At 62.7% G+C, this 13,054-nt stretch carries 8 protein-coding genes; 5 read left to right on the top strand and 3 right to left on the bottom strand.

Features of this window, described 5'->3' with window-relative positions; genetic code table 11:
* The first annotated feature begins 138 nt into the window (after positions 1-138).
* From EC839_RS00805 to EC839_RS00795, 3 genes are all read left to right on the top strand, one after another.
* The gene (locus tag EC839_RS00805) at positions 139-1,380 is read left to right on the top strand and encodes a hypothetical protein (RefSeq protein ID WP_132831815.1); all 1,242 of its coding nucleotides are present in this window, start codon (positions 139-141) and stop codon (positions 1,378-1,380) included.
* Positions 1,381-1,516: 136 nt separating this feature from the next.
* Positions 1,517-2,194: a type 1 glutamine amidotransferase domain-containing protein gene (locus EC839_RS00800; protein ID WP_132831814.1), complete on the top strand. Its 678-nt coding sequence runs from the start codon at positions 1,517-1,519 to the stop codon at positions 2,192-2,194.
* A gap of 412 nt (positions 2,195-2,606) precedes the next feature.
* A complete protein-coding gene (locus EC839_RS00795) occupies positions 2,607-4,553 on the top strand; it encodes a bifunctional diguanylate cyclase/phosphodiesterase (RefSeq protein ID WP_132831813.1) in 1,947 nt (648 codons plus the stop codon).
* A 693-nt stretch (positions 4,554-5,246) separates the two neighbouring features.
* Here EC839_RS00795 and EC839_RS24810 read toward each other — a convergent pair.
* Entirely contained in the window at positions 5,247-6,140 is an 894-nt protein-coding gene (locus EC839_RS24810) for a LysR family transcriptional regulator (RefSeq protein ID WP_132831812.1), read from the bottom strand.
* 86 nt (positions 6,141-6,226) lie between these two features.
* Here EC839_RS24810 and EC839_RS00785 point away from each other — a divergent pair, with 86 nt between their 5' ends.
* Entirely contained in the window at positions 6,227-6,994 is a 768-nt protein-coding gene (locus EC839_RS00785) for an alpha/beta fold hydrolase (protein WP_165904643.1), read from the top strand.
* A 533-nt stretch (positions 6,995-7,527) separates the two neighbouring features.
* Here the strand turns inward: EC839_RS00785 and guaA are convergent.
* Together guaA and guaB are read right to left on the bottom strand one after the other, a co-directional pair.
* Positions 7,528-9,105, bottom strand: a complete 1,578-nt coding sequence (guaA, locus tag EC839_RS00780) for a glutamine-hydrolyzing GMP synthase (RefSeq protein ID WP_027598294.1) — start codon at positions 9,103-9,105, stop codon at positions 7,528-7,530.
* Positions 9,106-9,187: 82 nt separating this feature from the next.
* Positions 9,188-10,657, bottom strand: coding sequence for an IMP dehydrogenase (gene guaB, locus EC839_RS00775; protein ID WP_132831810.1), 1,470 nt, complete (start codon positions 10,655-10,657; stop codon positions 9,188-9,190).
* Positions 10,658-10,822: 165 nt separating this feature from the next.
* Here guaB and EC839_RS00770 point away from each other — a divergent pair, with 165 nt between their 5' ends.
* On the top strand, positions 10,823-12,949 hold the full coding sequence (locus EC839_RS00770; RefSeq protein WP_132831809.1) for a TonB-dependent siderophore receptor: 2,127 nt from the start codon (positions 10,823-10,825) through the stop codon (positions 12,947-12,949).
* Positions 12,950-13,054 lie beyond the last annotated feature (105 nt).

The raw sequence follows: 13,054 nt of genomic DNA, 5'->3' as shown, positions 1-13,054 counted from the left end.
AATTGCGGCGTGGTTCGCTGTAGATCCGTGGAAAGCTAGGCACTGTCGGCGTGACGTTCAGCTGTATGAAACGTCTTGCCCCACGCGAGAACGTGTCCAGCGAGCGCTCGGCCTGACATGCATTTAAGGATGACCGCCATGACCTACAAGAATCCCCTGGACACCGCCGCTCCCCTGTTCACCGCTGCCGCCACCAAGGCGCCGCTGACCGCCGCCCCCGCCAAGCCCGCTGGCACCTCCGACGGCGTCACCTATTACGCCTTCCAGAGCCAGCCCCGGCTCACCCTCGACATCAATACCGCGCCCGAATACGTCGGCTTCGCCAAGACCTTCGACGCCAAGGGCCCGCACTATGCGGCCGCCTCCAGCCTGAGCGAGCTGACCCTGACCGGTCATTGGGAAGGCCAGTTGACGCGCCTCGACGGCCATACCCGCGGCGCCACCGCCAGCGACAGCACCCTGGATTCGAGCATCGCCAAGCTCACCGTCAGCCTCACCGACACCGCTGACAACCAGTTCCACGAAGGCGACATCATCACCCTCGACAACTTCGACGGCCTGCAGACCTTCGACGGCTCCAGGTCCACCGCCGGCTTGTCGATCGACTTCCTCAATGGCTACGAGCATGGCCTGGATCATCTCTACTCCAGCCAGAGTGCCTTCCTGAAAAGCGTGACCACCGGCAGCGGCAACGACCTGATCCAGGTCAGCACCATCGCCGCGCCGGAACTCGACAGCGTGGCCGCCCTGAGCAACTGCCGGGTCAAGACCCTTACCGTCGACAGCGGCGCCGGCAACGACCAGATCGGCGCCCATATCCAGCAGGCCGACATCGTCATCAAGGCCGGTGCCGGCAACGATTTCGTCGACCTGCTGTTCACCGAAGGGGTGGCTGCCCACAACGCCACCGTACGCGGCAACTATGGCCACGGCGCCACCGTGACCCTGGGTGAAGGCCGTGACACCCTCAGCCTGCTCACCTCCAGCCTGGTCAACTTCGACGGTTCCAGCAGCGCCGCCGCCAACCGCTCCCTGGCGGCCAATCACGTGACCGTGACCGACTACAACGCCAAGGACGACCAGATCGTCTTCGGCTCCTCGCTGTTCGTGGATTCGGCGGTCACCACCGTGGCGGATGCCGCGCTCAAGGGCGCGACCAGCCTCTATGCCGCCCTGCAGCAGGTGGTCCAGACCACCACCGGCGACGTGCACGCCGCGGTCTTCCACTATGGCAAGGACACCTACGTCTTCCATGACGGCAGCGACCGCGGCCAGATCGACGCCTCGGACTCCCTGATCCAACTGGTGGGTACGCACGACCTCACCGACGTGGCCTCTACCGTCGCCGCTGGCGAGCGCGGCATCGGTAACTGGGGCTGATCCCCTACGCTGCCCTGCCCCTTCCACGGGCGGGGCAGCGAGCGCTGGTTCCCAGCCTTGACCTCTCAGGGGCACTAGCCGGACGCATCCGGGGTCTGTCTAACCACACCCACCCCGCGTGCAAGAGGAAACCGAGATGAAGATCCTGATGGTCCTGACCTCCCATGACCAGCTCGGCGACACCGGCAAGAAAACCGGCTTCTGGCTGGAAGAATTCGCTGCCCCCTACTACGTCTTCAAGGACGCCGGTGCCGAGATCACCCTGGCGTCCCCCGCCGGCGGCCAACCGCCGCTGGACCCCAAGAGCGACGCCCCCGACGCCCAGACCGAGTCCACCGAACGCTTCAAGAAAGATCCCGAGGCGCAGCAGGCCCTGGCCAGCACCGTCAAGCTCGCCGAGGTGCAGGCCGAGGACTACGATAGCCTCTTCTATCCCGGCGGCCACGGCCCGCTCTGGGACCTCGCCGAATCGCGCGACTCCATCGCCCTGCTCGAAGCCTTCGCCCAGGTCAACAAGCCCTTCGGCCTGGTCTGCCACGCCCCCGGCGTGCTGCGCCACGTCAAGGCCGCCGACGGCACCCCGCTGGTCAAGGGCCGCACCGTCACCGGCTTCACCAACAGCGAAGAAGCCGGCGTGCAACTCACCGACGTGGTGCCCTTCCTGGTGGAAGACGAACTCAAGAAGCTCGGCGCCCGCTACGAGAAGGGCCCGGACTGGGGCGAGTTCGTGGTCGAGGACGGCAACCTGGTCACCGGCCAAAATCCGGCCAGCTCGGAAGCTGCGGCGGATGCCCTGCTAACCAAGCTAGGCTGAGCGGCCTGGACCTGAAAAAGCCCGCCTAATGGCGGGCTTTTTCATGGCGGCCTGGCACCACCCGTCGCGCAGCGCCTGCGCTAAAAAGCTGCGCCTGGGCGATGTCTCGCGCTCGGCTAACCGGAAAAGCGGCCAGAGACCAAGAACCTCATCGCTGAACGACCACTGGAGGTCCCAGTCGAGCCCTTGGTCGTCGGCAATCGTTAAGGCTGTTCACCGGCATTCGCCTCGCCTATAACTATGACGATTGGCTATTCGAACAAGATCAAAGTGCCACTAGTCGCCAAGGTTGCAGAAATCCAAGCGCCAGCCGACACCCTCCCATGAGCGCAGCCTTCAACCCTGCTCCGCCCAGGCTGGAAAGGATATCCATGCAGTTGGTTACCTGGTCGTATTTTCAGAGCATTGCCCGATGAAGAGACTCCTGCTCGGCGTGCGCGCCCTGATGTCCGTGCCCAAGGACAATTTTGGCCTGATCAAGGCGCAATACCTCGCGCTGTCGCGCCAGCTGCCGATGATGTACTTCATCCTGCTGACCAACACCCTGATGCTGGCCGGCACCCACTATGCCGTGGCGCCACGCTGGCTGACAGTGTATTGCCCGTTGATCATGACCCTGTTCGGTGTGATTCGGGCGGCGGAATGGGTCCGCACGCGCAATCGGCCGCGCAGTCCGGCGCAGATGCTCTCGGCCCTGAAGCGCACCAACCGGCTCGCGCCCATCGTGGCCTCGGCCTTCACTGCCTGGTCGCTGGCGCTGTTTCCCTATGGCGACAGCTATACCCAGGCGCATGTGGGCTTCTACATGGCGATCACCGTGATCGGCTGCATCTTCTGCATGATGCACCTGCTGCCCGCGGCCCTGGCCACCACCGCCGTGGTCAACACCGCCTTCGTGGTGTTCTTCGCCTCCACCAGCATCGTCACCTTCGTGGCCACGGCGATCGATGTCCTGCTGGTGTCCATCGCCATGCTGGTCATCCTCAAGGCACAGTACGGCGACTTCACCCGCCTGGTGAACATGCAGGCGCAAACGGCGAAACTCAGCGAGGAAAATCTCAAGCTGGCCAACCAGGACAGCCTGACCGGCCTTGCCAATCGACGGCAATTCTTCTCCCGCCTCGATACGCTGCTGGCCGATGCGCGCGCCCAGGGTACTCGCCTGGCCGTGGGCCTGATCGACCTGGACGGCTTCAAGCCGGTCAACGATCTCTATGGCCATAGCGTGGGCGACCGATTGCTCTGTCAGGTCGGCCAGCGCCTGAGCAGGCTGCAGGGCGAGGACGTCCACCTGGCCCGCCTGGGCGGCGACGAATTCAGCCTGATCATCACCCGGGTCTTGAACGATGAGCAGCTGCGGGCATTTGGCGAAAGGGTCTGCGCCAGCCTGCGCGAGCCCTTCCTGCTGGTGGACCTGCCCATCCAGATCAGTGGCTCGCTGGGCCTCGCGACCTTTCCCGACCAGGCCTTTTCCGCCACGGACGTCTATGAGCATGCCGACTACGCCCTCTACCAGAGCAAGCGCCACGGCCCCGGCACGGCCTGCCTGTTCAGCACCGCCCATCGCCAGCAACTTAATCGCGAAGGCCTGACCGAACAGGCCCTGCGCCGGGCTGACCTGGAGCGCGAGTTCTACATGGTCTTCCAGCCCATCGTGGACATCCGCAGCAAGCAGACCGTGGCCTTCGAGGCCCTCGCCCGCTGGGAAAGCCCGGAGCTGGGCAACGTCCCGCCGGGCGATTTCATCTCCACCGCCGAGCGCGTCGGCATGGTCAATAGACTCACCCTGCCCCTGCTGAACAAGGCCCTGAACGCGGCCGCGCGCTGGCCTGCAGGCATCCGCCTGGCCTTCAACCTCTCCGCCCACGACTGTGCCTCCGAGGAAGCCGCCCAGCAGATCGTCGAACTGATCAAGCGCAGCCCGTTCGACCCAGCCTGCCTCGACCTGGAAATCACCGAAACCGCCGCCATCCAGGACCTGCCCCAGACCCAGCGCGCCATCAGCCGCTTTCGCGAACTGGGCTGCGGCATCTCCCTCGACGACTTCGGCACCGGCTATTCCAGCCTGAGCCAGATCCATGCGCTACCCCTGACCAAACTCAAGGTGGACCGCACCTTCGTCACCAACCTCCACCTCGACCCGGCCAGCGTGAAGATCGTCAGATCCCTGATCGCCTTGTGCCAGGACATGCAGCTGGAATGCATCGCGGAAGGGGTGGAGACCGCGGCAGAACTGGGTGCGTTGAAGAATCTTGGGTGTACTTGGGCCCAAGGCTATCTGTTCGCCAAGCCGATGCGGGCGAGTGATATTAGGGGTTGGTTGGAAGGGGAGCATTTGGCTGAGGTGTTGGCGGGTTGATTCGTAGGAGGTATCAGGTGCGACGCAAGTGCATGTCCAAGTAGCGACCTCTGGTTCAGCCACGTCCGTTCACAACCGTAATCCCGCAACACCTTGCTTCGCCTGGGTTTACGTAGTCACTCATGCCACTTCATTCAGAATCTTCAGGGAGTTTAGGTCAGGCCATTGAGCATGGGCTTGATCCTGCAATCCTGTAGCTCGCGAAAAGCCGACAGAGACATACTTGCTTGCGCGACACGCTTCGCCCGCCGGTCCTAGAAAATGAATACCGTGATGTGATCATTCCTTGGCTGCTGGCGGCCAGAAGCTGATGTCGACAAGCGACCGCTACCGACCCATAGCTGCCCTTCGCTGAGGACGGCTAACGTCCCAGAACTAACGTCTAAAGTAGAGAAAAGAAATCTGTCCCTTTTCCCCTTTTTGGGTCAGAAAATAGCTTCAGACGATGCACAGCAGCGGCGAAGACCTTGCTCTACGATGGAGCCTCAGCGCTACTAGGCCACAGCACATATCGGGGAAGCTGCTCAGAGGATCCTCAATGCCAAACGTTCGGCAGTTTTTTGTGGTGTTGGAGCGCCTGGAAGAGCGGTGGGATGTGCCGACAAAAGAGTTTCGCGACCTGCGGCAAAGCTTTATGCCGCTATACGATCGGGATTGGGCCATACCGCGGCTGCTGCTCGAGTCTTGCTGCGATTATTTCGTGAGAACGCTAGCCGTTACATCCTCGATGAAAGCGATTGCCGCTCGCAGCTTAGGGCTCCGCCGCAGGTCTTCGTGGTAGGCCAACCAAAGGGCCATCGGCTGGAACGCAGGGGTCACTTGGATTCGCCGAAAGTCACCATCTGCCTCAGCGGCAAAGCTGGGGAGAAGGGCGCAGCCAAGGCCAGCGCGCACGCTCTCCATCAAAGAGAAAGTGCTATTGGCTCGTAGAAGGATTCTGTCTGATGGGACGACACTATCAATGTAGCGCTGAGGGGTGGTGTGGCCCGATGCGTCGTCGTAACTAAGGAACCACTGGTCCTCCAGGCTTCGTGGGTCAGTGGCCGCTGCGTACCACGCGGAAGCGACATCAGCCAGTTTGCGCGTGACTAGTCCTGGAGCGGTAGGGCGGGAGAGTCGAACAGCGACATCCGCTTCACGCTTGGAAACATCAAGTTGCCGATTGTCTCCAAGAAGCTCTATGCGCAGATGAGGATACTGGCGAGCGAGCGCAGGCAATGCTGGAGCAAGCAGCTTTCCCGCCAGAAATGGGGTAGTGGTAAGTCGCACGGTTCCCGATACGGTTTCACCTGCGGCATCTAGGCGCCTGAGTAGAGCATCGGTCTCCTGCTCCATCCGCGTGGCGCTCTCTACAACAGACCGCCCAGGAGCTGTAAGGATGAGTCCCTTAGCACCTCTTTCGAAAATCCGGATACCCAACTCTCGTTCGACGCTATCCAGCTGTCTAGAGATGGTCGAGTGCTCTACACCAAGCGCTCTCGCTGCCGCCGATAGCGTACCTCCACGGCTTATCGCAAGGACAACCTTAAGGTGATCCCAGCGTGTGACGCAGGGGTTTACATCATCTGTGCATTTTTTCGCGGCCATTGCGAAATTCTAGCTATTTTTGAGTGGCTGAGCCACGGGTAAGGTATCTCCAACCTAAATAACGGAGAGACACGATGCCTTGGGCTATGTCTGATGACTCGCAGCACATTTTCTATGAAGTACATGGCCAGGGGCCTACGCTGGTCTTCGTGCCAGGCTACATGGGCATATCCGATATCTGGCATGAGCAGGTCGAACGCTTGAGCGCGGCGTTCCGCTGCGTAGTCCTGGATGCCCGAGGCTATGGCCGCTCGGACAAGCCTTTGGACCTGAACATGTACAGTGTCGAGCAGAGCGCCAAGGACGTTGCAGTCGTGATGGATGCCGCGGGTATTGATCAACCTGCTGTCCTAGTGGGCCACTCAATGGGTGGGAATATTATCTCCAGCTTGTATCTCCAGTATCCCGAGCGGGTCGCTGGCCTAGTGTACATCGGGACGCACCTATCGGGCGCTCAACTTGTGTCACTTGGTCTCGATGTAGAAGCCTTGATGAGTGCCGTGACGAAGCCGGCTGACCGGGTGGCCTTTTACATCTCATTCGGTCTGTCGCCCTCCATAGCAATGGAGGCCGCCAAGTGGCCAGTCCATTCAATGCTCGGCAACGCGCAAGCTCTAATTAATAGCACTGTGGGAGAAAGATACAGCGACGTTCGGGCTCCTGCCCTGATTATCCACGGGGAAAAGGATGTGCCTGCGCCAATGGCCGTATGCACCCCCACGTTGCTGGAAGCACTGCCCAGCGTCACCTTAGAGGTGTTGGCGAACGTGAATCACTTTCCAGCGGTTGAGGCTCCAGGGCCCGTTTCGCTGCTCATTGGAAACTTTGCGAGAGCAAATACGTGTGCAAAGTGAGGATCTACGCATTGAATGAAGGTTTGGCTACCAACCCATCACCGGCCCCAAGCCCGCTATTACTGCGCCCTAAGAAATCGCAATAAGACAACTTCAGAATTTCTAGGTAAATAAATCCGCATTTTTCATGGCAGTGCAGATTTAAGTACACGCCAGAGTGCCAAGGTATAATTTGCTGGAAAACTTTGTGTTGCGCGTGTAGCCCGAAAACACATGTGCCCGCATCGATGGTTAGCGTTTGTGAGCGAAGGGCAGCTATGGGTCGATTCCTGCCGGTCAAGACCTACCCCGTGCGCTGGTCACATCCGAGGCAAATGGCTGGTCAAGTCAGATGCAACTTTCCACGTAAGCGTCTAGACACTCCTGTGGCGCGTTCGACGGATAATCGCCCTTTCCTTTTGGTGCTGACCGGCCGCTAGCGATCGGTCATAAATAATTGCAAGGATTCACCCTCGTCAAAAAACCAAAAGCCCGCAATTACGCGGGCTTTTGGCTTTTTCTGCTAGACGTACCGGTCTATGCCGGCCGCAGCATCACTCCCACTCAATCGTCGCCGGCGGCTTGCTCGAGACGTCGTAGGTGACGCGGGAGATGCCGTCGATTTCGTTGATGATGCGGTTGGAGACCTTTTCCAGCAGCTCGTAGGGCAGATGGGCCCAGCGGGCGGTCATGAAGTCGATGGTTTCCACCGCGCGCAGGGCGACGACCCAGGCGTAGCGGCGGCCGTCGCCGACCACGCCGACGGACTTCACCGGCTGGAAGACGACGAAGGCCTGGCTGACCTTGTGGTACCAGTCGGCCTTGCGCAGTTCGGTGATGAAGATGTCGTCGGCGCGGCGCAGCAGGTCGGCGTATTCCTTCTTCACTTCGCCGAGGATGCGCACGCCCAGGCCCGGACCCGGGAAGGGGTGGCGGTAGACCATGTCGTAGGGCAGGCCCAGTTCCAGGCCGATCTTGCGCACCTCGTCCTTGAACAGTTCGCGCAGCGGCTCGACCAGCTTGAGGTTCATCTCCTCGGGCAGGCCGCCGACGTTGTGGTGGGACTTGATGACGTGGGCCTTGCCGGTCTTGGCGCCGGCCGACTCGATGACGTCGGGGTAGATGGTGCCCTGGGCCAGGAACTTGATGTTGTCGAGCTTGCTGGCCTCGGCGTCGAAGACGTCGATGAAGGTGCGGCCGATGATCTTGCGCTTCTTCTCCGGGTCGGCTTCGCCTTCCAGGTTGGTCAGGAAGCGCTGCTCGGAATTGGAGCGGATCACCTTGACGCCCATGTTCTCGGCGAACATGGCCATCACCTGGTCACCCTCGTGCAGGCGTAGCAGGCCGTTGTCGACGAAGACGCAGGTCAGCTGGTCGCCGATGGCCTTGTGCAGCAGGGCCGCGACCACCGAGGAGTCGACGCCGCCGGAGAGGCCCAGCAGCACGTTGGCGCTGCCGACCTGGGCGCGCACCTGGGCGATGGCGTCCTCGACGATGTTGGCCGGGGTCCAGAGGGCTTCGCAGCCGCAGATGTCCTTGAGGAAGCGCGAGAGGATGCGGCCGCCCTGCTTGGTGTGGGTCACCTCGGGGTGGAACTGCACGCCGTACCAGCCGCGCTCGTCGTCACCCATGGCAGCGATAGCGCAGCTGGGGGTGCTGGCAACGATGTGGAAGCCGTCCGGCAGCTTGCCGACCTTGTCGCCATGGCTCATCCAGACGTCCAGGCCGAGCACGCCGTCGTCGTCGATGTGGTCTTCGATGCCTTCGAGCAGGCGGCTCTTGCCGACCACGTCGACCTTGGCATAGCCGAATTCACGGATGTTGGAGCCTTCGACCTTGCCGCCGAGCTGCTCGGCCATGGTCTGCATGCCGTAGCAGATGCCGAACAGGGGCACGCCCAGGTCGAACACCGCCTTGGGTGCGCGGGGGCTGCCAGCCTCATGGACCGACTCGGGACCACCGGCGAGGATGATGCCGCGCGGAGCGAAGGCACGGATGTCGGCGTCGTCCATGTCGAAGGGGTGCAGCTCGCAATAGACGCCCAGTTCGCGCACGCGGCGGGCGATGAGCTGGGTGTACTGGGAGCCGAAGTCGAGGATGAGGATGCGGTGGGCGTGGATGTCTTGGGACATGGCCAGGTCTCGATAGCGCTAGGTTCAGACGATTCGGGGCTGTCTAGACAGCCCCGAATCGCAACGTAGAAACAGGTTGGAATCAGCCCACGCGGTAGTTGGGCGCTTCCTTGGTGATCTGCACGTCGTGGACGTGGGATTCGGCCATGCCGGCGCCGGTGATGCGCACAAACTGCGGCTTGGTGCGCATCTGCTCGACGGTGGCGCAACCGGTGTAGCCCATGGAGGCACGCAGGCCGCCCATCAGCTGGTGGATGATCGCCGCCAGCGGGCCCTTGTAGGGAACGCGGCCTTCGATGCCTTCGGGGACCAGCTTCTCGGCGCCGGAGGCGGAATCCTGGAAGTAGCGGTCGCTGGAGCCCTGGGTCTGGGACATGGCGCCCAGGGAGCCCATGCCGCGGTAGGACTTGTAGGAGCGGCCCTGGAACAGCTCGACCTCGCCCGGGGCCTCTTCGGTACCGGCGAACATGGAGCCCATCATCACGCAGTAGCCACCGGCGACGATGGCCTTGGACAGGTCACCGGAGAAGCGGATGCCGCCGTCGGCGATCAGCGGGACGCCGGTGCCTTCGAGGGCGGCGGCGACGTTGGCGATGGCGGAGATCTGCGGCACGCCGACACCGGCGACGATGCGGGTGGTGCAGATGGAGCCCGGGCCGATGCCGACCTTGACCGCGTCGGCGCCGGCGTCAGCCAGGGCCTTGGCGGCTTCGGCAGTGGCGATGTTGCCGCCGATGACCTGGACCTGCGGATAGGTCTGCTTGACCCAGCGCACGCGCTCGATCACGCCCTTGGAGTGACCGTGGGCGGTGTCGACGACGATGACGTCGACGCCGGCGGCGACCAGGGCGGCCACGCGCTCGGGGGTCTCGGCGCCGGTACCGACGGCTGCGCCGACGCGCAGGCTACCGGCGTCGTCCTTGCTGGCGTTGGGGTAGGCCTTGGCCTTTTCGATGTCCTTGACGGTCATCATGCCCTTGAGGGCGAAGGCTTCGTCGACGATCAGCACCTTCTCGATGCGGTGCTTGTGCAGCAGCTCGCGGACTTCCTGCTTGTCGGCGCCTTCGCGCACGGTGACCAGGCGATCCTTGGGGGTCATGACTTCGCGCACCGGCACGTCGAGACGGGTCTCGAAGCGCACGTCGCGGGAGGTGACGATACCTACCAGGTCACGACCGGACAGCACCGGGACGCCGGAGATGTTGTGCATACGAGTCAGGTCGAACAGGTCGCGCACGCTGGCGTCGGCGTCGATGGTGATGGGGTCCTTCACCACGCCGGCCTCGAAGCGCTTGACCTTGCGGACTTCCGCGGCCTGCTGCTCGACGGTCATGTTCTTGTGGATGATGCCGATGCCGCCTTCCTGGGCCATGGCGATGGCCAGACGGGACTCGGTCACGGTGTCCATGGCGGCGGACACCAGGGGAATGTTCAGCTCGATGCCACGGGTCAGGCGGGTCTTGAGACTGACGTCTTTCGGCAGGACATCCGAATAGCCGGGGATGAGGAGAACGTCGTCGAACGTCAGGGCTTCTTGGCTGATGCGCAGCATGGCGGGCGCTCCCGGGCGGGAAAATTTAGGAGCGCGACATTATACCTGCGCTTGGGGATGGGCGGCAACGGACCTGGACACCAACGGTAAGCGGATTCGATTTACGTGAGAATGACTATCAACATAGAATCGCCGCCACTTTCCCCGCCCCTCTCGAGATCGCCCTTGAACACGCCGCCCAGAGCCCTTCGCCGTTTCGCGCCTTTCGCCTTCAGCACCCTGGCCCTGGCGACCAGTTCGGGCCTGCTTGCCGCGGAAAACGCCAGCCTCGCGCCCATGGACATTTCCGCTCCGGCTACCGAGGCCGACCAGGGCTATCGCGCGACCCGGGCCTCGACCGCGAGCAAGAGCGATGTGCCGATCAAGGAAGAGGCGCAGTCGGTGCAGACCGTGACCCCGCAACTGATCCAGGACTACGAGGTGCGGACCCTGGACGACGCCTCGAAATTCGTCAGCGGCGTGACCCAAGGCAACACCCTGGCCGGGACCAAGGACGCCTTCGTCAAACGCGGCTTCGGCAGCAACAACGACGGCTCCATCTTTCGCGACGGGGTGCGCTCGAATCTGTCGCACAACTTCGACTCCACCGTCGAGCGCGTGGAAGTCCTGAAGGGCCCCGCCTCTCTGCTCTATGGCGCCCTGGAGCCCGGCGGCCTGATCAACGTGGTCAGCAAGCAGCCGCAGTACCAACCGCTTACCGCCCTGAGCGGCTCGGCCTACAGCGAGGGCGGCGGCAATCTCGGCGTCGACACCACCGGCCCCCTGGGTGACAGCGGCTTCGCCTATCGGCTGATCGCCGAGCGGCAGAGCGAGGACTACTGGCGCAACTACGGGGTGGATCAGCACACCCTGGTGGCGCCGTCGCTGTCCTGGACCGGCGAGCGCGCCAGCCTGACGCTGGCCTATTCCTACAACGACTACAGCGGCCCGGTGGATCGCGGCACCGTGTTCGTCAACGGCCACCCAGCCAGCGTCGACTACAACAAGCGACTGGACGAGAAGTGGGCCAAGGGCGACGGCATCACCGAAACCGCCAGTGCCCGTTTCGAGTATCAGCTCAGCGACGACTGGAAGACCCGGCTGATCTATGCCTGGAACAACGATCGCTACAGCCTGGACTTCGCCCAGCCGGTCTCCCTGGCCGCCAACGGTAACCTGCTGCGGACTGCCAATGGCGCCGACTACGACTATGAAACCCAGTACACCGGCTGGGACTTCATTGGCCGCCAGGAACTGTTCGGCCAGCGTCATGAGCTGCTGGTGGGCATCGACCACGAAGAGAACAGCCAGTACCGCGGCAAGACCTACCGCAACAACACGGCCTCGCGCCGCAACATCAATATCTTCGCGCCGGTATACGGCAACCTGGCGGCGCCCAGCCTGCTCAGCGCTGCCCAGAGCGATCAGGATAGCGACCTGGATTCGACGTCCCTCTACTTCAAGGACAACTGGCACCTGAACGATCGCTGGATCCTGGTGCTCGGCGGGCGTTATCAGCAATTCGACCAGTACGCCGCTCAGGGCCTGGGCAACACCCATGTGGTCAACCTGGACAAGCGCGATCATGCCGTGGTGCCGCTGGCCGGACTGGTGTTCAAGGCGACCGAGGACCTGTCGCTGTACGGCAACTACAGCCGCTCTTTCGTTCCCAACACCACGGTGGACGACCGCGGCACCACCTTCGACCCCGAAGAAGGCCGCAGCTTCGAGGTCGGCGCCAAGTACGACCTGACGCCGGGGCTGAACCTGAACGTCGCGCTCTACGACATCGAGAAGAAGAACGTCGTCACCACCAGTAGCGTGAATGGCGTAAGCATCGGCGAAGCCGCCGGCAAGGTCGGCTCGCGTGGCGTGGAAGTGGATCTCACCGGTCGCCTGGCCGAGCGCTGGGACATGATCGCCACCTATGCCTACAACAAGACCAAGGTGCTGGATGATCCCATCAATGAGGGTAATCGCCTGACCCAGGCACCCGAGCACATGGGAAGCCTGTACCTGACCCATCACCTGCTGGTGCCTTCGAACCTGGGCAACTGGCGTCTGGGCGGCGGCGCCCGCTACGTCGGCGAGCGGGCCGGCGATGCGGCCAACAGCTTCTACATGAGCAGCTACACCGTGGCCGACGCCTTCCTGCGCTGGGACCTGCCGGTGACCGGCTACCAGACCCGCCTGCAGCTCAACGTCGACAACCTGTTCGACAAGCAGTACTACCCGTCGAGCGCCAACAGCCCGCTGCAGGTCGCGGTGGGCGAGCCGCGGACGGCGCGGTTGAGTGCCACGGTGAGCTTCTAGGCCAGCGGCCTGCCCTCACCCCAGCCCTCTCCCAGCGGGAGAGGGGGCGGATCGCAACGTGCAACACAGTGGAAAACGCTTCGCGGTTTTCCACGCTACGCCTAA

This window comes from Pseudomonas sp. JUb52 (assembly GCF_004341115.1).
Classification (GTDB): Bacteria; Pseudomonadota; Gammaproteobacteria; order Pseudomonadales; family Pseudomonadaceae; genus Chryseomonas; species Chryseomonas oryzihabitans.
Note: the sequence above shows the minus strand (reverse complement) of the source record. Positions and strands in the feature narration are given on the sequence as shown.

Coding starts and splice junctions, on each gene's coding strand:
- EC839_RS00805 (WP_132831815.1), top strand. CDS start 139: ATGACCTACAAGAATCCCCTGGACACCGCCGCTCCCCTGTTCACCGCT.
- EC839_RS00800 (WP_132831814.1), top strand. CDS start 1,517: ATGAAGATCCTGATGGTCCTGACCTCCCATGACCAGCTCGGCGACACC.
- EC839_RS00795 (WP_132831813.1), top strand. CDS start 2,607: ATGAAGAGACTCCTGCTCGGCGTGCGCGCCCTGATGTCCGTGCCCAAG.
- EC839_RS24810 (WP_132831812.1), bottom strand. CDS start 6,140: ATGGCCGCGAAAAAATGCACAGATGATGTAAACCCCTGCGTCACACGC.
- EC839_RS00785 (WP_165904643.1), top strand. CDS start 6,227: ATGTCTGATGACTCGCAGCACATTTTCTATGAAGTACATGGCCAGGGG.
- guaA (WP_027598294.1), bottom strand. CDS start 9,105: ATGTCCCAAGACATCCACGCCCACCGCATCCTCATCCTCGACTTCGGC.
- guaB (WP_132831810.1), bottom strand. CDS start 10,657: ATGCTGCGCATCAGCCAAGAAGCCCTGACGTTCGACGACGTTCTCCTC.